Annotated in this window: 17 protein-coding genes and 1 pseudogene; 11 read left to right on the top strand and 7 right to left on the bottom strand. The window is 68.1% G+C overall.

Annotation, left to right across the window (positions count from 1 at the left end; translation table 11 throughout):
• Positions 1 to 2: 2 nt before the first annotated feature.
• Positions 3 to 1,034 (bottom strand): hypothetical protein, encoded by a 1,032-nt coding sequence (locus DAT35_RS59870; RefSeq protein WP_199242878.1) that lies wholly within the window; start codon positions 1,032 to 1,034, stop codon positions 3 to 5.
• Between the two features lie 137 nt (positions 1,035 to 1,171).
• Between DAT35_RS59870 and DAT35_RS58105 the strand changes: the two genes are divergently transcribed.
• From DAT35_RS58105 to DAT35_RS12750, 3 genes are all read left to right on the top strand, one after another.
• Positions 1,172 to 3,328, top strand: a complete 2,157-nt coding sequence (locus DAT35_RS58105; RefSeq protein ID WP_146209682.1) for a PQQ-like beta-propeller repeat protein — start codon at positions 1,172 to 1,174, stop codon at positions 3,326 to 3,328.
• A gap of 129 nt (positions 3,329 to 3,457) precedes the next feature.
• Positions 3,458 to 4,198, top strand: a complete 741-nt coding sequence (locus DAT35_RS12755; protein ID WP_108067272.1) for a hypothetical protein — start codon at positions 3,458 to 3,460, stop codon at positions 4,196 to 4,198.
• A gap of 195 nt (positions 4,199 to 4,393) precedes the next feature.
• Entirely contained in the window at positions 4,394 to 5,164 is a 771-nt protein-coding gene (locus DAT35_RS12750) for a methyltransferase domain-containing protein (RefSeq protein WP_108067856.1), read from the top strand.
• Between the two features lie 10 nt (positions 5,165 to 5,174).
• On the opposite strand, the gene DAT35_RS12745 is transcribed toward DAT35_RS12750, so the two are convergent.
• The 5 genes from DAT35_RS12745 to DAT35_RS60655 all read right to left on the bottom strand — a co-directional run bounded on the left by DAT35_RS12745 (position 5,175) and on the right by DAT35_RS60655 (position 9,714).
• On the bottom strand, positions 5,175 to 7,493 hold the full coding sequence (locus DAT35_RS12745; protein ID WP_108067271.1) for a putative metal-binding motif-containing protein: 2,319 nt from the start codon (positions 7,491 to 7,493) through the stop codon (positions 5,175 to 5,177).
• 29 nt (positions 7,494 to 7,522) lie between these two features.
• Positions 7,523 to 8,143, bottom strand: a complete 621-nt coding sequence (locus DAT35_RS12740; RefSeq protein ID WP_108067270.1) for a YiiX/YebB-like N1pC/P60 family cysteine hydrolase — start codon at positions 8,141 to 8,143, stop codon at positions 7,523 to 7,525.
• 68 nt (positions 8,144 to 8,211) lie between these two features.
• Positions 8,212 to 8,760, bottom strand: a complete 549-nt coding sequence (gene thpR, locus DAT35_RS12735) for an RNA 2',3'-cyclic phosphodiesterase (protein ID WP_108067269.1) — start codon at positions 8,758 to 8,760, stop codon at positions 8,212 to 8,214.
• 4 nt (positions 8,761 to 8,764) lie between these two features.
• On the bottom strand, positions 8,765 to 9,298 hold the full coding sequence (locus tag DAT35_RS12730) for a metal-dependent hydrolase (protein ID WP_108067268.1): 534 nt from the start codon (positions 9,296 to 9,298) through the stop codon (positions 8,765 to 8,767).
• A gap of 221 nt (positions 9,299 to 9,519) precedes the next feature.
• Positions 9,520 to 9,714: a hypothetical protein gene (locus DAT35_RS60655; protein WP_233261448.1), complete on the bottom strand. Its 195-nt coding sequence runs from the start codon at positions 9,712 to 9,714 to the stop codon at positions 9,520 to 9,522.
• Between the two features lie 51 nt (positions 9,715 to 9,765).
• Here DAT35_RS60655 and DAT35_RS60650 point away from each other — a divergent pair, with 51 nt between their 5' ends.
• The 6 genes from DAT35_RS60650 (at position 9,766) to DAT35_RS12700 (ending at position 16,428) form a co-directional block, all read left to right on the top strand.
• Positions 9,766 to 10,119 (top strand): adenylate/guanylate cyclase domain-containing protein, encoded by a 354-nt coding sequence (locus tag DAT35_RS60650; protein ID WP_233261447.1) that lies wholly within the window; start codon positions 9,766 to 9,768, stop codon positions 10,117 to 10,119.
• Between the two features lie 50 nt (positions 10,120 to 10,169).
• Positions 10,170 to 10,949 carry an SDR family oxidoreductase gene (locus DAT35_RS12720; protein ID WP_108067267.1) on the top strand — a complete coding sequence of 260 codons (780 nt, stop codon included), beginning with the start codon at positions 10,170 to 10,172 and terminating at the stop codon, positions 10,947 to 10,949.
• Positions 10,950 to 11,074: 125 nt separating this feature from the next.
• Positions 11,075 to 11,671, top strand: a complete 597-nt coding sequence (locus tag DAT35_RS12715; RefSeq protein WP_108067855.1) for a response regulator transcription factor — start codon at positions 11,075 to 11,077, stop codon at positions 11,669 to 11,671.
• Between the two features lie 165 nt (positions 11,672 to 11,836).
• Positions 11,837 to 14,641 (top strand): serine/threonine-protein kinase, encoded by a 2,805-nt coding sequence (locus tag DAT35_RS12710; protein WP_108067266.1) that lies wholly within the window; start codon positions 11,837 to 11,839, stop codon positions 14,639 to 14,641.
• 99 nt (positions 14,642 to 14,740) lie between these two features.
• On the top strand, positions 14,741 to 15,559 hold the full coding sequence (locus DAT35_RS12705) for a hypothetical protein (protein WP_108067265.1): 819 nt from the start codon (positions 14,741 to 14,743) through the stop codon (positions 15,557 to 15,559).
• Between the two features lie 188 nt (positions 15,560 to 15,747).
• Complete coding sequence (locus DAT35_RS12700; RefSeq protein WP_108067264.1) at positions 15,748 to 16,428, top strand: LysM domain-containing protein; 681 nt, start codon at positions 15,748 to 15,750, stop codon at positions 16,426 to 16,428.
• Between the two features lie 10 nt (positions 16,429 to 16,438).
• On the opposite strand, the gene DAT35_RS12695 is transcribed toward DAT35_RS12700, so the two are convergent.
• Positions 16,439 to 18,442 carry a glycosyltransferase family 39 protein gene (locus tag DAT35_RS12695; protein WP_158501675.1) on the bottom strand — a complete coding sequence of 668 codons (2,004 nt, stop codon included), beginning with the start codon at positions 18,440 to 18,442 and terminating at the stop codon, positions 16,439 to 16,441.
• A gap of 378 nt (positions 18,443 to 18,820) precedes the next feature.
• Here DAT35_RS12695 and DAT35_RS12690 point away from each other — a divergent pair, with 378 nt between their 5' ends.
• Together DAT35_RS12690 and DAT35_RS12685 are read left to right on the top strand one after the other, a co-directional pair.
• Positions 18,821 to 21,094: a family 2 encapsulin nanocompartment cargo protein terpene cyclase gene (locus DAT35_RS12690; protein ID WP_108067262.1), complete on the top strand. Its 2,274-nt coding sequence runs from the start codon at positions 18,821 to 18,823 to the stop codon at positions 21,092 to 21,094.
• Positions 21,095 to 21,145: 51 nt separating this feature from the next.
• Positions 21,146 to 21,293: pseudogene (locus tag DAT35_RS12685) on the top strand (Crp/Fnr family transcriptional regulator); the annotation flags it as partial.

The following is a 21,293-nucleotide window of genomic DNA, read 5'->3' as shown; positions in this document are numbered from 1 at the left end:
CCTCAGGGCAGGAATCCGAGGACGCTCACGCCACCGGGGCCCACCGAGAGGGCGGCGACGCCCGGTTGGGGCGACGCCGGCCGGTCATTGAGCCAGAGGTAGGCGCCCGCGCCGACGAGCACCGCGCCCACGCCCGCGCTTATACCCGCGAGGGTGCGCTTGGAGCGGGCATCGTCGCGCAGCTGGGCGATCTCCCCGAGCTGGTCGCGGGCCGGGTACTTGTTGTCCTGGTAGAACTCGTTGGACTTGGCCATGTCGCTGTTGCTCGAGAGGGCGAAGAAGCCCGCGAGGCCGAGCGCCACGACGCCCACGCCCGCGGAGGCATAGGCGGCGGGGGTCTTCCAGGTGCGTCCGGTGCTCGAGGCCTTCACGTTGAGGGCCTCCGCGGGGACGGGGGACTGGGGAGCGGGCGGCTCGGCCTGGGCCACGCCCGGAGTGGACTCGGGGGACTGGGCGGGCGGAGGTGCCGTCACGAGCGGCGGGGGAGGCGGCTGCTCGACGAGCGGGGTGATCTTCAGGGGCGTGAGGTTGAGCTGCTCGCGCAGGCGGGTGAGGGCGGTGCGGAGCAGCTCGCCCTGCGACTGGCCCCGGCTGCGGATCTGGATGCTCTTCTGGTCGACGACCTCACCGTGGGGATTGACCACGACGCCGGAGACGCGGGTGAGCTGCCCGGGGTTGACGGTGATGAGGACGGCGCGGCTGGCCTGGGTGGCGGTGGCGAGCCTGCCGAGGCACTCGGTGGGCTTCTTGGCCTGCGCGCACGACTTCTTGGGCTCCTTGTCGAGGAAGGCGCGGACCTGCTCGGACGGCACGAGCTGCACGTCGCCGCGGGCGATCTCCGTGGCGCAGGTGGTCTGGTAGTCGGGGACCTTGTCCTTGTCCCTCTCGCCGACGATGTGGCACGGGTGCAGGGCGATGAGGTCCGTTTGGGCCTGGGTCTGGGCGGCGGCGGGCTCGGCGGCCCGGGCGGCGGGCGCGAGCAACAGGCCGAGCGCGAGGAGGAAGCCAGGCCGCGAGGAGGAGAGATGTTTCACGGTGGACCCTCGAGAAGGAACGGGTCGGCCGCGCAACCGGTCACCGAGAGGGATGACCCGGGGAACGCAACCTTCCGCGAGTAGGGAGCCCATGCTATCCACCATGGCTGGGCCGTCAAAGGGTTTGGAGAGGTGACGTGATGCTTCGCAAGGTCCTCGGAACGGTGCTGCTGCTGGGAGGGCTGTCGGCATGCACCCAACCGCTGCGCGTGTGCGAGACGGACGCGGATTGTCCGAACGGTGGCGCGTGCGATCAGGAGACACACCTGTGCTTCGCCACTGGCGAACAGGTGGGGGCATGCGAGCCGGCGTGTGCACCGTACCTGGCGTGCATAGGACCGAACACTTGCGCACCGAGGTACACGGCGCTGGTGGTGACGCCGGGTAACGGCGGTTTGGTGGGCGCAGGCGCGGTCACGGTGCAGGCCGAGCTGCGTGTGAGTGGCAGCCTCAATGGAAACTTTCCGGAGACCTTGAAGTTCAGCGTGGCGCGGAAGGGTGGGGGAGCGGGCGGGTCGCTGGGGGCGGTCACGAAGAACGAAGGGGTCTACACCACCCAGTGGACACCGGCTGGGGACGGGGTGTTCCTGCTGACGGCGGCACATCCCGAGGCGGGAGGCCCGAGCACCACGGTGGAGTTGACGGTGGATGCGACGCAGCCGACTTTCGTGGTCACGGTGCCTCCAGCGGATGCGGGCGTGCCGGGCGGAGGGACGACGTATGCGGATCCGGCGCCGGGGTTCGCCACGGCGTGGCGGCGGGACCAGGTGGTTCCGGTGGAGATCCGGACGAACGAGCCGAACCTGGACCCGAGCACCGTGACGGTCGCGTTGCAGGGGACGGACGGAGGGACGACTGTCGCGGTTGCGGCGACGCCCTCGACCGGGGCCTGCGACGCCGGGTTCTGCGGCATTGCCGAGTTGAAACTCTGGGAGCCTGCTTTTGACGCGTTCCGGGGCTCACTCCCCGTCGTGGTGAAGGGGAGTGATAAGGCAGGCAACGCGGGTAGTTCGTCATCTTCCAGCGTCAACGTGACGCGGTGGAAGTGGGTGTTTGATGCGCAGACAGGCGTCATCAAATCCACGCCAGCTATCGGTCAGCAGGGACTTGTCTATTTGGGGACTACGACGGGCACGGACGGTAGGGTGTTTGCCATTCGGCCGGATGGCCCCAAGCTTTGGGATGCAAGTACAGGGGCCGTCATCAGTGGACCAACCATAGGGACTTTTAACTCAGGCGTGGAAAATGTCTATGTTGGCATTAACCCCAGTAGTACATCCGCAGCGTTGGTTGCGTTTAATGGGGGCACTGGCACTGAGATTACCCGCTGTGATGTCAATAAGGGACAGATAGCGAGCAGTCTTGTCCTGACGCAGGTTTCATCAGGGGGGAGTTCAATCGAAACCGCACTCGGGGTCATCAACGTGAACGTGGGCGGCTCTACCGGAACCGTGGGAGCCCTGCTTGCCCTTCGGCCAACAGGGGCAGCAACGACGTGCAACTCAACGGATCCCGTTGTGCGGGGGCAGGTGACAGGCAGCGGTGTTGGTCCCCTGGTCGTAGAGGGGGAGACAGCCTTTTTTGCTGACACATCGGGTCGGCTGACGAGTTATCAGCTTGGCAATGCAACCGCGCGAACGGGCTGGCCTGTGTCAACGAGCTTTCCCATCAATGGATTGGCGTTGGTTGGAGGCGATGTCGTTGGGGCAAACGGCGGCTCGTTTTCGGATCAAGGACAACTTTTCTCGATCCCGAAGGTTGGTGGAGTGACATCTCTTCCGTGGCGCTATCCCACTACGGCGAACATGTTCGTAAATCAGCTTTCTGTTGGTTCGGGGAATCTCATTTTCTTCGGCGCAGAGAGCCTGCCCAACCCTCCTGGTTCAGCGGGACTGGCAACTGTTTCACTGAGCGGGAACACCCTAACTGCCTTGCAGTCCGGAGGGGGTAGTTTCAAGGGCGCACCTGTGCTTGGACATGGTGGTGCGCTTTATGCGGCGAGTGAGGGGACTGGCTTGGTTGGCGAGTGGTCTACGAGCAATTTTAGCAATCGCTGGACGCTGACCAGTGGCATTGGGCCCACCTCGATTTCGCCTGCACTCGACTGCGCTCGAGACGCGGCAGGGGCCGCGCGTGCTGAGAATCTCGGTGCGCTCTATGTCGCAGAGGGCGGCAAGCTGTACGCCTTCGTCGTCGACAGTCCGGGGCTGGACTCCTCGGCTCCCTGGCCCAAGTACCAGCACGACTCGCGCAACACCGGCAACCCCGATACCCCCATCTCGTCGTGTCGTTAAAGGCGTGTCGGCTTTGTTCCTCGTGAAAGCCGTCACTCCTCTGAATCCCACGTAGCGACCGGCGGCGGACTCGTCTAGCGTCCCTCCGCCGGTCATCCTTTTCACCCACAACCTTCAGGACTCGCACTCATGTCATCGCCGTCCCGACTGTTCGCCGCTCTCGTCACCCTCTCGCTGATTGGTGCTGCCTGCGCGACCAAGGAGGCCGCCACCGGTCCCGCTGGTACCTCCACCGTCGAGGAAGTCCCCCACGAGGGCTCCACCACTCCCACCGAAGAGCCCAAGCCCCAGGCCCAGCTCCACAAGCTCTCCGCTCCCGAGGGCTTCAACGTCCTCTTCCCCGGTGAGCCCCAGCCCCAGCGCGGCAAGGTCTCCATCCCCGGTGGTGAGGTGCAGACCGCCGCCTGGACCATCTCCGATCCCAACGGCGTCCTCTACTCCATCAGCACCGCCGACTACCCCGAGAAGGTCGTCGCCGCCAACCCCGCCTCCGCCTTCCTCAACGAGGGCAAGACGGGTCTCGTCAACCAGCTCAAGGGCACCATCAAGGCCGAGGAAGACATCACCCTCCAGGGCTACCCCGGCAAGTCCTTCACCGTCTCCTCCGACTCCGGTGAGGTGAAGGCCCGCAACTTCCTCGTCGGCCCCCGCCTCTACACCCTGCTCGTCCTCTACAACCCGAGCATCGGCGCTCCCCAGGCCGATCAGTTCCTCGGCTCGCTTGAGCTGGTCAACCCGCCGCCCGCCGTCACTCCGGCCTCCGCCGCCGCCCCGGACGCGGGCACCGGCACCGACGCCGGCACTGGCACCGACGCCGGTACGCCCGCCGACGCCGGTACTCCCGCCGCCCCGCCCAAGAAGCGCAAGTAGTCCTCTTCGCCGGACACGTGGGGCCTCGGCGCTCGCGTGTCCGGCTGCTCGGTGCGGTGCCTCCATCCACCGGGCGCCTGGCTCTCTCCGGTCTTCCTCTCCGGCTCGCTGAAGCCCCTCGCCGAGTCACTGCTCGTCCCGCGGCAACGCGTGGGAGTGCCTCGCGCGGCCAGAGGACTCGTGGAGGCCTGTCCCATGTGGAATCCCCAGCAGTACGAGCACTTCCGCGATGCGCGCAAGCGTCCCTTCTTCGAGCTGCTCGCACGCGTTCCCGTGTCCTCTCCCGGTCTCGTCGCCGACCTCGGCTGTGGTACGGGGGACCTCACCCTCACCCTCGCCGAGCGCTGGCCCGGCGCTCGCGTGTCCGGTGTCGACTCGTCCGAGTCGATGATCTCCGAGGCCCTCCGCCGCCCCTCCCCCGAGCGCGTCCGCTTCGAGTTGGCCGACCTCGCGCTCTGGCGGCCCTCCGCTCCGCTCGACGTGCTCGTCTCCAACGCCGCCCTGCACTGGCTGCCCGACCATCCCGCGTTGCTCTCGCACCTGGTGGGGCTGCTCGCTCCGCAGGGGGTGCTCGCCTTCCAGGTCCCCGCCAACTTCGCGGAGCCCTCGCACACGCGCATCGACGAGGTGCGGGCGCTGCCTCGCTTCGCCCCCGCGCTCGCCTCCGTGCGCCGCGGGCATGCCGAGTCACTCGCCTTCTACGAGGCCCACCTCGCGCGGCTCGGCTTCTCCGTGGATGCCTGGGAGACGGCATACCTCCACGTGCTCCCCGGTGAGGACGCCGTGCTCGAGTGGTTGCTCGGCACGACGCTGCGGCCGGTGCTCGTGGCGCTCGGCCCCGAGGAGGGCCAGGCCTTCCTCGACACCCTCCGGCCCCTCCTGCGCCAGGACTACCCGGCGTCCGAGCACGGCACGCCCTTCCTGTTCCGCCGGCGCTTCGTCGTGGCCATGCGCCCCTCCTCCTGAGGCGCCCCGCTCACTGCGGCCAGTGGTAGCGCTTCCCCTTGTCGCCCACCACCCAGATGTCCCCCGGGTTGGAGCCGGCGAGGTCATTGAACGGCTTCCCCGCAGAGCCCACGATGGGCACCGCGCTCCAGGAGCTGCCGTTGTACCGGTAGACATTCCCGCTGGCCGTGGAGACGTAGACGACGCTCTTCCCGAAGGCGAGCACCGAGAGCAGATCCTCCGAGGAGGGCCCCGGCATCGGGCTCCACGACGTGCCATTCCAGATGAGGACGGAGCCGTTGTTCCCGACGGCATAGGCGAGCTTCGGGCTCACGACCCAGACACCCTGGAGGTTGCTGTCCACCACGCCTGGGATGGACTGTACGTTCTGGTCTTCCCAGGTGTTCAGGCCCGGATTGAAGCGGTAGATGCGCGCGTTGACCCCGGACGGATCGTTATCGCCGCCCACCGCGAAGAGCACCTCTCGCGAGATGCCGTGCACGTCCCACAGCGGGGCCGCCACGGTGTTGTTGTCGGGGGTGGTGGTGACTCCGTCGGAGCGGAGCACCCGCCCTCCGGAGGGAGAGGCCTTATCGGCACCGACCATGTGGAATTCGAAGGTTCCGCCTGACAAGGGCACTCCGACGATTCCCCGCACGTCCGTGTTCGTGGCGTAGGCCCCGTAGTTGTCGCAGGTGGTACCCGTGGGTGTGTGGCTTCCGAGGACGGCGCTGTTCCCTCCGAGCGCGGCAGTCCCATTGCCTGGATTCGCCCAGACGGCATTCCACACGCCCGAGCATTGCCCGGTGAGGCTCGTGAAGGACGTCTGCCCGGGCTGGCGCACCGCCAGCAGGTTGGTGCCTCCGGTGACCCACACGCCCCCATCACCCCAGACGGCCACGGACCGCCAGACGTCCCCGCCCGCCGAGGAGTAATCCACCCAGCTCCCGCTGCCCGAGGGGCACACACCGCTCTCGTCCGTCGTCGTGCCGTTGCAGTTGTTGTCCTCCTTGTCGCACAGCTCCGGTGCGTCCACGTTCGTGAAGGGGTTGCCGTCGTCGCAGTCGCCGGCATCGAGGATGTACCCGGCGTCCGGCGCGCAGGTCAGGACACCCGCGTCTTGCTTCCCGTGCTGGTCGAGGTCCTCGTCCGGATAGTAGTTCAAGGGCAGGGTGACGTAGTCGCACCGGGTGCCGCCGTCCGCCTCGCAGGCCTTGGTGCCCGTGCAGCCCTGGCCCGGATCGCAGCTCGTGCCCACGCCGAGGCCATCGTCCGGCGTGCCGTCACAGTCGTTGTCCAGGCTGTCGCAGAGCTCCGGCGCGCCGGTGTACACGTTCGCCCGGGTGTCGTCGCAGTCGTCCGAGCTCTCCACGTAACCGGGGCGGGTGGGCTCGCAGCTCGACACCCCCGCGTCCGGGGCGCCGTGGTGGTCGTTGTCATTGTCCGCGTACAGCATGGTGGGGTTGGGGCTGTTGCACACCACGCCCCCATCCGGGGCGCAGGCGCGCTTGCCGTTGCACCCGCTCTCGCCCGTGCAGTCGTCCCCCACACCCAGCCCTTCATCCGCGACATCGTCGCAGTCGTCATCCACCGCGTTGCATAGCTCGGGCGCCCCCGTGTAGCGCCGCGCGTTGGTGTCGTCGCAGTCCAGGTCGTTGGGCACGTAGCCCTCGGGCGGCTTGCAGCTCGTGACGCCCGGGGCCGTCCGCGAGCCCTGTCCGTCCTTGTCCACATCCGGCCGCCACATGCCCGGCTTCTGCTCGCAGATGCGCGCGCCCTGGGTACCGCAGCTCCAGACGCCCGTGCAGCCCTCCGCCGCGTCACACGCCAGGCCGAGCTGGAAGCCCTCGTCCAGCACTCCGTCGCAGTTGTCGTCCCGGCCGTTGCAGAGCTCCTGCACGCCCGGGTGCACCTCGATGCTGTTGTCGTCGCAGTCGCTGCCCCCGGTCGACTTGGACACGTACCCGTCCTGGTCCGCGTCACTGGCCTCCAGCTTCAGTTCCTTCTCGGCCACGTCGCCCCGGCCCACCGTCACCGTCTCCGTGGCGGTGACCACCGGCGAGCCCTCGCACTTCTGCTCGAAGGCCTCGGCCGTGACGGTCAGGGTGTTGCTCCAACCGGACTCGCGGTAGGCAGCCACCGTCACCGTTCCTCCGGTGACCTCTCCCTTTCCCGCGAGCTCCGTCGTGCGCGCCTCGCCCGCGCCCTCCGCGTCCTTCACCCCCACCCGGAGGCAGCCGGGCTTGAAGCCCGAGTACGAGACAATGAGCTTCACCGCTCCGTCATTGTTGCGACAGCCGGTGCCAATGAAGGCCAGGAGACCTGCGAGGAGGAGAAGACGCGGAGACATGGCTCCCCATTATGCCCCTCTTTGTGTCCTCAGCGGACTTCCTGGAAGTCCGAGTGCACCACCGTGAGGCGCTCGTCCGCGGCGAGGCTCGCCGGAGTGATGAGCTCCAGGTCCAGGGGCACCTTCCCGCCGTAGCGCTCGCGGAGGGCCGGCCCCAGCTTCTTCACGTCCAGTGTGCCCAGGCGCTCCATCTTCCCGAAGTCCACGCCCGCGGCGGCCGAGTACGCCTTGCGCGCCAACTCCGAGCAGTACATCGCCTCGTCCCCCCAGCCGAAGCGCCAGTCGTACGGCTTGCCCAGGTGCCGCTTCGCCTCCGCCACCGCCGCGGACCGCTTCTCCTCGGGGAGTTGCTCGGGCCGCAGCACCAGGATGCGCCCGTTCACCCCGCGCGCCTTCCACCGGGCGAAGGGCACCCGCTTCACCGGCTGTACCGCCTCCACCACGAACACCCCCGAGGGCGTCACCTCCACCAGCCCCACGTGCGACAAGGGACTGTTCGTCGCCGCCCGGATGGCCGCCGACTGCTGCGAGCGCGAGGTGTGGAAGACGAGGTCCCCCGTCTTCAGCTTCCCCTCCAGGGACTGAGGCGCGGCGGCCGCGGTGTGGGCCAGGAGAGACAGAGAGAGCAGCGAAAGCATCAGCCAACGCATTGAAACCCGGTCCTTTTCTGGCGCGAACCCCGCGCCCACCGGGTGACCGTGCAGGCCGGATGCCAGCCCTACCCGCTCAAGGCCACTTCGGCGCGCGAGTGGTATTGGCCCCCCAGGCTCTCGAAGAGGATGAGCCGGTCCACCCGGGCCTCGCCCCACTTCGCGCCGTGGAGCGCGCGCACGCACTCGGCCAACTCCCGGTCTCCCCGGGGGACCTTCGCTCGCGCCAACGTGAGGTGCGCGGAGTACTCGCGGTGCTCGGGCTCGAAGCCCAGCGGTTTCAATGCTCCCGCCACGTCCGCCTGCAGCGCTCCCAGGGCCTTCGTGTCTCCGCCGACCCCGGCCCACAGCACCCGGGGATGCGCGGGCGGACCGAAGCTGCCCCCGCCTTCAATGCTCAGCACCAGGGGCGCGTGCACGGGTCCCACGCGCTCGAGGGCTTGCTTCACGGCGGGCACCCGCTCCGCCTCCACTTCCCCGAGGAAGCTCAGGGTGAGGTGCATGTGCGAGGGCGGTACCCAGCGAGCATGGCGCGCCAGGCCCTTGAGGCGCTGGATGGCGGCCGTGGCCTGGGCCTCGATGGTTTCTCCGAGCGTGACGGCGACGAAGAGGCGCATGGCGTCAGTCCTCCAGCGGCCGGCTCGCCCGGCGGCGGGGCCAGAGCGCATAGAGCCAGAAGGGCAGGAAGAGGAGCAGCTCCGCCTGCACCACGTACAGGCCTCGGGCGGAGAGCATCCCCAGGCCGATGGGGGCCACGGGGATGGGGCGCCACGGGAAGAAGTAGCGGGCCTGGGTGAAGGGCCAGAGGAGCGCTGCGCCCAGTCCGCCCGTGGTCATCGCGTCCAACAGGCCGTGGCTGCCCATGGCCGCCAGGGACAGCAGCCCCGCCTTCAGCGCGGGCCCTCGGGACAGGCGCGTTACGGCCGCCACCGCCAGCGCCACCCCCGCCGCGAGCGCGAGCGAGTGCGAGGCCCCCCGGTGTCCCCACTCGGCCGCGTAGGCGATTCCCAGCTTGAAGGAGAGGGCGTCCGCGTCCGGCAGCAGGGACAGCACGGACAGCCCCAGCATCCAGGCGGCGACGCGTCCCGGCGGCGCTCCTCCCGCGCCGAGCCGTCCGAGTGCCAGTCCCACCGCGACGTGTCCGAAGCTTGCCATACCGACCTCCGAGGATAGCCCACGCGGCCCCCTCCTGGAGAACGCGCCGACGCTGGACTAGCCTTCACACCCCGTGCCCACCGAGTCCGTTCTCGACGACGTCCTCCGCCAGCGGCTCGACGCGCAGCGCGTGCGAATGGGGCGCTGGGTGTACCGCTTCCGCGTGCTGGGCGCCCTGGGCTGGCTCGCCTGTGTGTACCTCTTCGACTGGACCATGCCCCTCACGGGCGTGGCGGCGTACGTGGTGCTGGCAGCGGCTTGGGGGCGGGCGGACGCTTCCTCCCGCTGCTCCGCCACCGGCCGGACATCGGCGTGGTGCTGCTCGACATGCCCGCCTTCTTCGCCATCCAGGCCCCGGCGGTGGCCGCCTCTCCCAACGGCCAGGCCATCGCCGGCCTCTCGGTGGGCATCTTCACCTTGCCTACTTCGGCGCGCCCCTGGCGCTGTCCGGGCACCCGCAGGCCGCGGTGTCGTGTGGGCTCGCCATGCTGGACGCCCTGGAGGCGCTCAACGCCGAGCGCCGTGCCCGGGGCGAGGAGCCGCTGCGCATCGGCATCCACACGGGCAGTGTCGTCGTCGGGGACGTGGGGCCCGAGCAGCGCCGCGAGTACACCGTCATTGGTGACGCGGTGAACCTGGCCAGCCGCATCGAGGGGCTCACCAAGAAGGTGGGCGTGTCGGCGCTCGTGTCCGACGCCACGCGAGCCCGGTGTGGTGAGGAGTTCCGCTTCGAGGCCGCCGCTCCGCTCCCGGTGGCAGGCAAGAGCGAGTCCGTGGCCACCTTCGTGCCGGCCAGCAAGGGGCTTCGCGCCGCGGGGTGAGGTGATAGGAGGGGGCTCTCAACAGTCTCAACAGGAGGAGGCTCTCCCGTATGGAACTGCAGCTCACGGGCAAGGTGGTGTTGGTGTCAGGTGGTTCGGAGGGACTCGGTGCCGCCGTGTGCCAGCGGCTGGTCGAGGAGGGGGCGCGCGTGGCGCTGTGCGCCCGGAATCCGCAGCGGCTGGAGGTCACCGCGGCCTCCCTGCGCTCCCTGGGCGGGGACGTGCTCGCCGTTCCCGCGGATGTGTCGCGCGCCGAGGACGTGGAGCGCTTCGTGGCGGCCGCGTACGAGCGCTGGGGCCGAGTGGACGCGCTGGTGAACAACGCCGGCTCGGCCTCGGCGAAGGCCTTCCTCTCCGTCACCGACGCGGAGTGGGAGGAGGATCTCCAGCTCAAGCTGTTCGCCGCGATGCGCGCCGTGCGCCTGGTGGTGCCTCACCTGCGTACGGCCGGGGGCGGGGCCATCGTCAACGTGCTGTCCATCAAGGCCAAGGAGCCCGGGAAGAACACCACGCCTTCCTCGGTGTCCAGGGCCGCCGGTATGGCGCTGACCAAGGTGCTCTCCAAGGAGCTCGGGCCGGACAACATCCGCGTCAACGCCGTGCTCGTGGGGATGATCGAGAGCGGGCAGTGGGCCCGCCGCGCCGAGAGCGCTGGCAAGCCGCCGGAGGTGCTGTACGCCGAGCGGAGCCGGGAGGCGGGCGTCCCGCTGGGGCGCATCGGCCGGGCCGAGGAGTTCGCCGACGTGGTGGCCTTCCTCGTCTCGTCGCGCGCCTCCTATGTGACGGGCACCGCCATCAACGTGGATGGGGGACTCTCCGGCGCTGTGTAGCCGGGGGGCCTGAATAAGGCCGAGGCCGCTCCGTCGCTCGCCGACTGCCCGGGTGCTAGGGTGACCCTTTTGGTCTGAAACGAGGACTCGCGGTGGAAGGCCCTCCGAGCCAAGAGCGTCCCACGGTGTTCATCGTGGATGATGACCCTTCGGTGCTGCGCAGTCTCAAGCGCATGTTCCAGCTGGAGGGGTATGCGGTGGAGGGCTTCACCCACCCCCGGCGGATGCTGGAGCGGGGGCCCGGGCCGCGTCCCGGGTGCGTGGTGATGGACCTGCGCATGCCGGAGCTCAACGGGTTGGAGCTTCAGGAGGAGCTGAGGCGTGTGGGGTGGAAACAGCCCATCGTCTTCATGACCGGGCACGGGGATGTGCCGGCGGCGGTGAAGGCGATGAAGGCTGGAGCGGTGGACTTCCTGCCCAAGCCGGTCAGCACGGTGGAGCTGCTGGCGGCGGTGGAGCGGGCGCTCGCGCAGGACCGTGCGGCGAGGGTCTCCGAGCTGGAGCATGAGGCGCTGCGGGCCCGCTTCTCCTCCCTGACTCCCCGGGAGTTGCAGGTCTGCCGGCTGGTGGCGCGGGGGCTGCTCAACAAGCAGATCGCCGCCGAGCTGGGCACGGCCGAGCAGACGGTGCGCCTGCAGCGCGGCCGCGTCATGGAGAAGCTGGCGGTGGAATCGGTGGCGGAGCTGGTGCGGCTGATGGAGCGGTTGGACTCGCAGCCCTGAATGCCCGTCAAAAACTTCGGAATCATAGTAAAAATACGAATTGGCTGTCAATTCAACAAAATGCCTATGGGCTAATTCCTAGAGGACTGCCTACCTAGAGGCGTTCTCGCCGCCTCTCCGGGGAGTCGTTCTCTGCTGGGCAGGTCATTCCCGCTCAGGAGTCCCATGCTGACCAAGCACAGCCAGAGCGCTCCCGAGCTCGCCTCGACACTCGTGAAGGGGCAGCCGGAGCCACCTGCCGAGCGCAGGAGGATTCCTCCGTCCCTCGCCGCGCGGTACGAGGACATCCAGTTCGCCGGCGAAGGCGCGATGGGGACCGTCTACCGGGCCGTGGATCCGCGGCTCGGCCGCCCCATCGCGCTGAAGCTCCTCAAGAGCGACAACCCATCGCTCGGCCGGAGGTTCATCGCGGAGGCGCGAGCCCAGGCACGCATCCGGCACGAGCACGTGTGCGGCGTGTACGAAGCCGGGCAGGCGGATGGCGAGCCGTTCATCGTGATGCAGTACATCGACGGCGAGCCGCTGTCGCGCGCGAGCGCTCACATGACGCTCGAGCAGAAGGTGAAGCTGCTCCAGGAGGTCGCCACGGCGGTGCACGAGGCGCACCGGCTGGGGATGATCCACCGGGACCTCAAGCCGGGGAACATCCTCGTCGAGCGGCTCGAGGACGGGACGTGGAAGCCGTACATCGTGGACTTCGGCCTGGCGCGCGAGGTGGCCGAGCAGGGACAGACGCAGACGGGAGAAGTCCTCGGAACGCCCGCGTACATGTCGCCGGAGCAGGCCAATGGGGACGTGCGCCAGCTGGACCGCCGCACGGACGTGTACTCGCTGGGGGCGACGCTGTACGACGTGATCGCCGGGCGGCCTCCCTACGTCTCGGACAACCCGTGGAAGCTGCTCATGATGTCGGCGCTGGAGGATCCTCCGCCGCTGGGGCAGGTGCAGCCGGGAGTCCCCAAGGACCTCGAGACCCTGGTGATGAAGTGCCTCGAGCGGGAGCCGGCGCGCCGCTACGACACCGCGCGGGCGCTCGCGGAGGAGCTGCAGCGCGTCCTGGACGGCGAGCCCATCCAGGCGAAGCGGGCCTCCTGGGGGTACCGCCTCTGGAAGAAGGCCCTGAGGCACAAGCTGCTCACGGTGAGCCTGGGGGTGCTCGTGCTGGGAGCGCTCGGACTTGGAGCCGTCTGGGTGGGGGCACAGCGGCACGCGGAGGAGCAGGCGCGGCTCGCCCGGGAGCTGGGAGAGAGCGTGAAGGAGATGGAGCTGTTCCTTCGCGCGGCATATGGGCTGCCGCTGCATGACGTGGAGCGGGAGCGGGACGTGGTGCGCGCCCGGCTCGAGGAGATCGCCCAGGACATGCGCGCGTCGGGCGAGGCCGGAACGGGGCCCGGACACTACGCACTCGGGCTGGGACAGCTCGCGCTCGGAGAGCCAGGGCAGGCCCGGGAGCACCTGGAGAAGGCGCTCGCGGCCGGGTACTCGTCGGAGAGTCTCGAGTATGCGCTGGGACGGGCGCTCGGAGAGCTCTTCCGGCGTGCCCTGGAGGACACCCGGCGCATCACCAACCCCCAGGAGCGGCAGAAGAAGGTGGTGCTCCTCGAGAAGGAGTTCCGCGAGCCCGCGCTCCGCCACCTGCGGGCGGCGATGGGCGCACGGCTCGAGGTGCCCGAGTACGTGGAGGGGTTGATCGCGCTGTACGAGGGCAACCACGAAGAGGCGATCGCGAAGGCGAAGGCGGCCTTCAAGAAGGCCCCCTGGATGTACGAGCCGAAGAAGCTCGAGGGGGACGCGCTGTATGCCGAGGGCAGCAAGTACCGGCACGACGCGGCGTTCGACTACGAGAAGATGAAGGGCTACTTCGAGCGGGCCGCGGATGCGTACCGGGTGGCGGCGGAGATGGGCAGCAGCGATCCGGCCATCTACCAGGCGCAGTGCGAGCTCTGGGAGAAGATGGGGTGGGCGGACTTCTCGAGAGATCTGCCGCCCGGCCCATCCTTCGCGACCGCCGAGGTGGCGTGCAACCGCGCGGTACGCTCGAGCTCGAGGGATGGCGGAGCCCTGGTGCAGCGGGCCCTCGTGCTCCTGGCTCGAGTGCATGTGTTGAGCGACGACGCCTCGGAGGATACGGCTCGCGTGGTGGAGGAGGCGCTCGAGGCCGCCGAGGAGGGGATGCGACTGAGCCCCAGCAGTGTCATGGCCCACTACGCGGTGGCTCAGGCTCTCTACCTTCGGACCCGGCTCATGTTCGAACTGGGCCGCGAGGCATCCATGGATCCAGCCATTGTGGCGTACCGGCGAGTCCTCTCGCTGGATCCGGGTTTCACATGGGCTCACAACGAACTGGGAGAGGCGTATCTCGAGGAGGCCAAAAGAGCCATCACGCGGGGTCAGGATGCGGCATCGCTGCTGGAGAATGCGGTTCGCCAGTACGAGCAGGCCCTGGCGCTCGACCCGGGATTCGCGCTGCCCGTGGGCGGCTTGCTGGAGGCATCAAAGGTCAGGCTCGAAGCAGAGAGCGCCCGGAGGCGCGAGGCGCCAGAGGCGTTCCAGGCTCTCTCCCACGCGCTGGTCCTGCTCGAGCAGATGGGCTCCAGCCCCTCGGTCGTGGCGCTGTGGAAGGCTCGTGCGCATCGGCTCCGCGCGCACCACGATTTCGTGCTCGGCCGGGATCCTCATCAGCCATTGGAGGCCGCAGTCGAGGTGATCCGTGCCGTCGCCGGGGACCCGCCGGATGACTTCTGGCTACTCGAGGAGTTGATCTTGGACCGCCTCCTCGAAGCCGAGAGCGAGCTGCGCCTGGGGCGGGATCCGGCGTCGGCCCTGGCAAGGGCGCGGGTCGCGATGCGGAAGCTGAGCGAGGCGAACAGGGGGCGCGCCGAGTCGACCTGCCAGGAGGCAAATCGGATGAGCCCGTTCCTGGCCCGGGAGTGCCAGCGTCTCCTGAGCGAGGCCAGACGTCTCCACTAGATTCACAAACTCCCAGACTTTCTTTCGCAATTCCATACATCAACCACAGAGGATCCAATGCAGATACAGCACGTACGTTTTCTGTTCATTACAGTTGTCATGGCCGGCCTCGCCGGATGCGGAAGCACCGAGGAGGGCCTCGAGCAGGGGCTTCAGCGCGCACCCGTCGAGCAGGCGGCGTTGAAAGATGATCGCGCACCGCCCAAAGGCTTGAATGGCACGAGCCCCTCCTGTTTCTGGGCCAATGGCACCCAGCAGGCGCTCAGGACGCTGGGCGGCATCGCGCTCGACCAGGGCGCGGGGTTCCTGTCGAGCATCCCCCTGAGCCAGGTGTCCCAGTCCTGCCGGAGCGTCCTCCGCTCCGCCGTCGAGTGTGCCCTTACGCGGGAGCAATCCGTGCGAGATCCGGTGACCGGCGAGCTCTACACGGGTTGGTGGGGGCTCGCCCCCTCGTGGCTTGGCAACGTGCTGGACACCCAGGGCCGCCGGTATGTGACGGCGTGCATGGTCCAGCGGCTGAACTACTACGGGACCTCCGTGCCCATCCTCTTCGAGGGACTCCATTCCGCCATCGCGCGCAACCCGGCCTATGACTCGGAATACCCCATCGAGGAGTCGACCGTCTTCGGCGACCTGTTCTCGTCCACCACTCCCCTGTTGGGGCTCCTGCCCGCGTTCAACGTGTACGTGTGCTGGGAGTCCCTGCTGCCCCAGTCCTGTGGCCTGCTGGGGCTGCCGCTGCTCCTCGAGAAGCGGATCTGCGACGACGTGCCGCTGTGCGGCGTCGTGACGCTGGGGCCGTGCGCCTTGTCGTGCGTGCAGAATGGTCCTTATTGGAAGTGCGGGTCGGACCTGCTCTCACCGCCGACGTGGACGGAGACGGTACGAGTGAAGCTGGAGACGGCCACCTGTCAGTAGGTCGGCACAGGCCTGGATGGAGCTTGGTGCCAGGGCTTGTTTCGTGGTGAGAGCCGCACCCCTTCACAAGGGACCCCTGGTGGTGGTGGGGGCCTCCTCCTCCAAGTCACGGGTGGATTCCAAGAGCCTGGGAAATTCGGACGCAACTCCGCAACGGACACCGCGACAATCGTTGCAGGAGATTTTCCATGACCACCACCTACCGCATCCGCCCGGGCGACACCCTCTCCGGCCTCGCCGCTCGTTTCAAGACCAGCGTCTCGAGCCTGGCGCGCCTCAACAAGATCGCCAACCCGAACCTCATCTACGCGGGCAAGACCCTGCGCATCCCCGGCCATGACCGGGGCGACAGCTTCGAGTCCACCAAGGGCGGTACCCACGGCCGCAGCGGCACGAAGGGGTCCAGTGGCTCGGGCCGCAGCAGCGGCACGAAGGGCAGCGGGCAGGTCAGTGAGAGCCCTGGCGCCGGGGGCATCAAGGTGACTGCCGCGATGCGCAAGCTCGCGAACGCGGGCCATGCGGCCGCGATGAGCATCGGCGGGTACAACAGCCAGGGCCTGTGCGCCACCGGCGTGAGCAGGGCCATCCAGAACGCCTTCGGCTTCAAGGTCTGGGGCAACGGCAACCAGATCGACAACAACCTGCCTCGCGACAAGTTCAAGCAGGTCAACATCTCGCTCGCCGAGGCGCTGAAGATTCCGGGTCTCGTCCTCACCTGGGAGAAGACCTCGACGGCCGCGGGCAGCAAGTACGGCCACACCGCCATCACCACGGGCGATGGCCGCTCGTCCGTGAGCGACTTCATCGAGCGCAACACGCTCGGCGCCGGTGGCCGCAGCGGGCTGAAGATCTTCGTGCCGACGATGTAGACGCCGGGACTCAGCCGCCCCGCGCGAGCGGGAACGGTGCCGTCGTCCCGGGCAGCTCGATGGACTCCACCTGGTCCGCGCGCGGGCCCAGGGTGGGGATGATGAACCATGCGGCGTCCCGGAACGCTGCCCGCGGGCGCAGCGCGGCCTCGGGCGGGAGGGGCACGGTCTCGCTCTTCCCGCCCCCCAGGTGGAACGTGACGCGCAACGTCTCCGGCACTCTGCGGGGGGCGACGAAGAAGGCCCACCGGTCGCGCGCGTAACCGGTGCGGATGAACGCCACGCCCTTCACCACCGCGCTGCCGGTGTCCACCTCCAGGTGTTGCACTCCGGGCGGTAGCTCCGGCAGGGGCGCGGGCACGGAGAGATCGTACAGACGGAGCGCCGAGCCCGCTGGCACCTCTAGCGAGGCGAAGGGTTCGGCGGCGGGCGAGGCGAGGTAGTGCCGGTAACCCTCGGCCCGGCCCCAGTCCAGCCGGGGGTTACCCTTGAACGCCATCCGGCCGCTCCAGAACATGAAGTTCAGATGCTCGAACTGCTCCGGCGCGTCCATCTCCATGCGCATCCAGACGAGCGCCTGCTTCGGGAGGAGCTTCGCCGCGGCGAGCCCTGCCTCCTTCGTGTTCGTGCGCTCGCCCACGTCGCGCCTGGCCTCGCGCATCTTCTGGTGCGCGAGCGCGGTGTGCGGAACGAAGAAGTAGAGCGCGAGCGCGGCGCTCGAGAACCCGAGTCCGAGCGTGAGGGGCCGGCGCGCGCGGGGAACGAGGAACAGGACGCCCACGACGAGCGCCAGCGTGAGCGCGAGGCAGAGGCCCTCGAACAGTCCGGGGGTGTTCCGGGTCTGCTCGAGCGCGGCCGGCAGCCGGTTCCGGAGAGGCGCGAGGAAGGCCAGTCTCGGGAGGAGGAAGGGGGTGGAGAGGGCGCCCACCACGGCCGCCGCGAGCACCGGACGGCGGAAGCTGTCCCGCAGGAGCAGTGCCAGCGCGCAGAACACCGCCGTCACCGCGCCCCAGCTCGTCGCCGGGACCTTGGCCGGCGCGAGCGAGAGGACGAGCCAGGTGGGCCAGAGCCACAGCGCCACCGCGGTGGTCTCGAGCTCGCGGGTGCGCAGCGCGCGGTAGAGGAGCCAGAGCCCGGCGAGCAGCGGCAGCGCCTCCGGGAAGGGCTCCAGGGTGCGCAGGTGGATCTCATTGAAGACCGCATCGAGCGGACGGATCCACATGACGATGGACGGGTTCTTGCGCGCGTCGTCCAGGAAGAGATGGCTCCGGGTGACATGCGATTCGATGGCCCAGAGGTCCGGGTATGCATGCTGCGCGTAGAGCGACCAGGGGAGCGCGACGGTGGCCGCGCACGCGAGGAGGAGGGCGAGCTGGCGGAGCGTTGGGCCCGCGGTGAGCTTGAGCAGCCGGCCTGCCGAGAGCACCGCCGCGACGCCCACGGGGGTCAGCGCGAGGGTGCTCTTGCACAGGTAGCCGAGGCCCACGGCAATGCCAGCGAGCGCCGCGAGCGGGAGCGAATCGCGCTGGATGGACATGACGAGGAGCACCATGGCCAGCGCGAGGCAGCCCGCGAGCGAGGTGTCGGTCATGTCGCCGAACATGAAGCCCTGGGTGAGCTCGTAGGTGAAAGGCAGGACGAGCAGGGTGCAGGCGGCAATCGTGGACCAGAAGCGCCCGGCGCTCGCTCGCATGAGGAAGAAGACGCCCAGGGCGGCGGCTCCCATGCCGAGCACGGAGACAAAGCGGGCCGAGCCCGTGCTGACACCGGTGATGCTCATCGAGAGCGCCGCGAACCACATCGCGCCGAGCGGCTTGTGGAGCCAGAGCCCCCCGTTGATCCAATCGTCGATGGGCGGCTGGTGGAACGGCTCGGCGTAGACGTGGGGCCGGAGCGGCGTGTCCATGAGCCCGCGCGAGACGGCGAGGTGGACGGCCTCGTCCCAGTTGTGAATGCCGGGGTGGTTCAGCCCGGGGAGGAGCGCCACCAGGGCGGTGGTGACGATGGCGCTCACACAGAGGACGTCTAGCGGTATCCGGCGCATGCGAAGGCCCGGGACTCTATCCGCTTCGCCAGGACGCGATCCACCCGGACCCCAACGCCATCATCATTGTCAATCCATTCTCTCTCGGCGCCGAAGAGCACAATGACTTGCATGTCAATCATTGCCGGAGCCATTCCAGGCCGCGACGTTGACGGTCCGGGTCCCAGCCTTTTCCTGCTGTCCGATGTTCTCAGAAGGGGAGAGTCAAGTGACGAAGCAGGAACGGACGCGCGACTTTCCCGGAGCCCGCGGCAAATGTGGGACGGAAATTTGTGGATCCGAATCGTCAACACTAGAAGGGACAGGGGGTCCGAGTGAGGAGGGCTGAAAGTCCGATGAGGTGCAACCATGGCTGAGGCGCAAGGCAAGCAACCCTTTGAATTGCCGGAGTTCTATGTCCCTTGGCCGGCACGCCTGAATCCCCACCTCGAGGGGGCCCGGACGCACTCCAAGGCGTGGGCGCATGAGATGGGGATCCTGGGCACACCGAAGGACGAGGGCGTCCCCGAGATCTGGGATGATGCGAAGTTCGACGCGATGGATTACGCGCTGCTCTGCGCGTACACCCATCCCGAGGCTCCGGGCCCGGAGCTCGACCTGGTGACCGACTGGTATGTCTGGGTCTTCTACTTCGATGATCATTATCTCGAGGTCTACAAGCGCCCCCAGGACCGGGAGGGCTCGAAGAAGTATCTCGACAGGTTGCCTTTGTTCATGCCGGTGGACCCCTCCGTCACCCCTCCGGAGCCAACCAATCCGGTGGAGCGCGGTCTGGCCGACCTCTGGGCCCGGACCGTGCCCACCAAATCCGTGGAATGGCGGCGCCGGTTCTTCGAGAGCACCAAGGCGCTGCTCGATGAGTCGACGTGGGAGCTGTCCAATATCAGCGAGGCCCGTGTCTCGAATCCGATCGAATACATCGAGATGCGCCGCAAGGTGGGCGGAGCGCCCTGGTCGGCGGACCTCGTGGAGCACGCCGTCTTCGTCGAGGTCCCGGCGAGGATCGCCGACAGCCGGCCGATGCGTGTCCTCAAGGACACGTTCGCGGATGGAGTGCACCTGCGCAACGACCTCTTCTCCTACCAGCGCGAGATTCAAGAGGAGGGTGAGCTCTCCAACTGCGTCCTGGTGATGGAGCGGTTCCTGAACGTCGATCCGCAACGCGCCGCCAACCTGACCAACGACATCCTGACGTCCCGGCTCCAGCAGTTCGAGAACACGGCCGTGACGGAGCTGCCCTCCCTGTTCGCGGAGTACGGCCTGAACCCGGTGGAGCAGGCGAACGTCCTCACCTATATCCGGGGACTCCAGGACTGGCAGTCCGGCGGCCACGAGTGGCACATGCGCTCGAGCCGCTACATGAACCGCGGCGCCAGCAACTCCGGGACCGAGGTACGGCTTCCCCTCGGTCCCACGGGGCTGGGGACCGAGGGAGTGCGTTTCCCATGGTCAGCCGGCTCCCTGGGGTTGGGACGGTTCAAGAGCTTCACCCACGTGCCCTACATGGCCGTAGGCCCGGCGAAGCTGCCGAAGTTCTACATGCCGTACTCCACGAACTTGAGCCCCCATCTGGATGCCGCACGGCGGAACTCCAAGGAGTGGGCTCGCCGGATGGGGATGCTGGACACCCTGCCTGGCTTCCCGGGCGTCTACATCTGGGATGACCACAAGTTCGATGTCGCCGACGTGGCCCTGTGCGGTGCGTTGATTCATCCCGGGGCATCCGGTTCCGAGCTCGACCTGACGGCCGGCTGGCTGGTCTGGGGAACCTACGCCGACGATTACTTCCCGGCGTTCTACGGGCACACCCGCGACATGGCGGGGGCGAAGGTCTTCAACGCCCGGCTGTCGGCGTTCATGCCCGATGACCCCTCCACCCTCACCGCCGTTCCCACCAACCCGGTGGAACGCGGCCTGGCCGACCTGTGGGCTCGCACGGCCGGTCCCATGACCGAGCGCGCGCGGCGGCAGTTCCGCCGTGCCATCCAGGACATGACCGAGAGCTGGTTGTGGGAGCTCGCCAATCAGATGCAGAACCGGATTCCAGACCCGGTCGACTATGTGGAGATGCGCCGGAAGACGTTCGGCTCGGATCTCACCATGAGCCTGTCCCGGCTGTCCCACGGCGTCGATCTCCCTCCCGAGCTCTTCCAGACCCGGCCGATGCGTGGGCTCGAGAACTCGGCCGCGGATTACGCCTGCCTGACCAATGACGTCTTCTCCTACCAGAAGGAGATTGAGTTCGAGGGCGAGCTCAACAATGGCGTCCTGGTCATCCAGCGCTTCCTGGACCTCGATGTGCCGAGGGCCGTCGAGGTCGTCAATGACCTGATGACGGCTCGGATGAAACAGTTCGAGCATATCGTCGCCACCGAGCTGCCGGCGCTCGCCGAGGACTTCCGCCTGGATACCAAGGCCCGGGAGAAGCTGAACGGCTACGTGGAGAAGCTGCAGCAGTGGATGGCTGGCGTGCTCAGGTGGCATATCGCGGTGGACCGGTACAAGGAATTCGAATTGCGCAACACCCGGAAGCCCGGGCGGTTGTTTGGGAGCCCCACGGGGCTGGGAACCTCGGCCGTGCGCATCGCGTCGCTGTTCAGCGGCAACCGGTCTGGGTTTTGACATCAGTGTGTAGAGAGAGCGTGTTCTTTTGCCTGGTAGGGAAGGTAGATCATGACGAATCCTGTGAAGCCCGGTGGTGATGCTGAGAAGCTGCAGATGAGTCTCGCGACGGAAGCGGCGCGCCAGCTGGCGACGACGGTCAAGTCCGTCCCGCAGATGCAGGGAATCTCCACCCGGTGGCTGCTGAAGCTGCTGCCGT

Source organism: Vitiosangium sp. GDMCC 1.1324, assembly GCF_003044305.1.
In the GTDB taxonomy this organism is placed as follows: Bacteria; Myxococcota; Myxococcia; order Myxococcales; family Myxococcaceae; genus Archangium.
The sequence above is the reverse complement of the archived record's forward strand: the minus strand, read 5'-3'. Positions and strand labels throughout refer to the sequence as shown.

What these genes read in the sequence shown, in the direction of transcription:
- DAT35_RS12755 (WP_108067272.1), top strand. Translation starts at nt 3,458, where the DNA reads ATGTCATCGCCGTCCCGACTGTTCGCCGCTCTCGTCACCCTCTCGCTG.
- DAT35_RS12750 (WP_108067856.1), top strand. Translation starts at nt 4,394, where the DNA reads ATGTGGAATCCCCAGCAGTACGAGCACTTCCGCGATGCGCGCAAGCGT.
- DAT35_RS12745 (WP_108067271.1), bottom strand. Translation starts at nt 7,493, where the DNA reads ATGTCTCCGCGTCTTCTCCTCCTCGCAGGTCTCCTGGCCTTCATTGGC.
- DAT35_RS12740 (WP_108067270.1), bottom strand. Translation starts at nt 8,143, where the DNA reads ATGCGTTGGCTGATGCTTTCGCTGCTCTCTCTGTCTCTCCTGGCCCAC.
- thpR (WP_108067269.1), bottom strand. Translation starts at nt 8,760, where the DNA reads ATGCGCCTCTTCGTCGCCGTCACGCTCGGAGAAACCATCGAGGCCCAG.
- DAT35_RS12730 (WP_108067268.1), bottom strand. Translation starts at nt 9,298, where the DNA reads ATGGCAAGCTTCGGACACGTCGCGGTGGGACTGGCACTCGGACGGCTC.
- DAT35_RS12720 (WP_108067267.1), top strand. Translation starts at nt 10,170, where the DNA reads ATGGAACTGCAGCTCACGGGCAAGGTGGTGTTGGTGTCAGGTGGTTCG.
- DAT35_RS12710 (WP_108067266.1), top strand. Translation starts at nt 11,837, where the DNA reads ATGCTGACCAAGCACAGCCAGAGCGCTCCCGAGCTCGCCTCGACACTC.
- DAT35_RS12705 (WP_108067265.1), top strand. Translation starts at nt 14,741, where the DNA reads ATGGCCGGCCTCGCCGGATGCGGAAGCACCGAGGAGGGCCTCGAGCAG.
- DAT35_RS12700 (WP_108067264.1), top strand. Translation starts at nt 15,748, where the DNA reads ATGACCACCACCTACCGCATCCGCCCGGGCGACACCCTCTCCGGCCTC.
- DAT35_RS12690 (WP_108067262.1), top strand. Translation starts at nt 18,821, where the DNA reads ATGGCTGAGGCGCAAGGCAAGCAACCCTTTGAATTGCCGGAGTTCTAT.